1 pseudogene is annotated in these 568 nt (G+C 44.0%); it reads right to left on the minus strand.

Annotation, left to right across the window (positions count from 1 at the left end):
* A pseudogene (cheA, locus tag ACWHAR_RS30385) lies at window positions 1-568 on the minus strand (chemotaxis protein CheA); the annotation flags it as partial.

The following is a 568-nucleotide window of genomic DNA, read 5'->3' on the forward strand; positions in this document are numbered from 1 at the left end:
TCACTTCACGGTCATGCGTTTGCAAAATGTCTTTTCTGTCAATAACTGCTGTCTCAATGATTGAAGAAATCGGAATAGCAAATGTCTCTTCTTCCAACTTAATCAGCAGAACTGAAATAATAGACAAGGTAAGCGGCAGCTGGATGCTGAATAGAGAGCCTTGACCCTCGGCTGATTTCACACTGACTGAACCGCCAAGAGACTCCAGTTTGTTTTTTACAACGTCAAGTCCTACACCGCGGCCGGAAATATCAGAAATTTGGTCAGCAGTTGAGAACCCCGGAGCAAAAATCAATTCGTAAATTTGGTTGTCTTCTAAGGTTTCAGCTTCTTTTTCCGTTATGACCCCGCGCTCAAGCGCTTTTTCCAGAATTTTTTTGCGATTAAGGCCTGCGCCGTCATCCTCTACTTCGATAAAGACATGGTTGCCGCTGTGATAAGCTTTAAGCACAACTTTTCCTGATTCCGGTTTTCCCTTTTGCAAACGTGTTTCCGGCGCCTCGATACCATGGTCAATACTGTTTCTGATCAAGTGAACGAGTGGATCTCCGATCTCATCAATTACTGT

The organism is Bacillus sp. LR--39 (assembly GCF_053613335.1).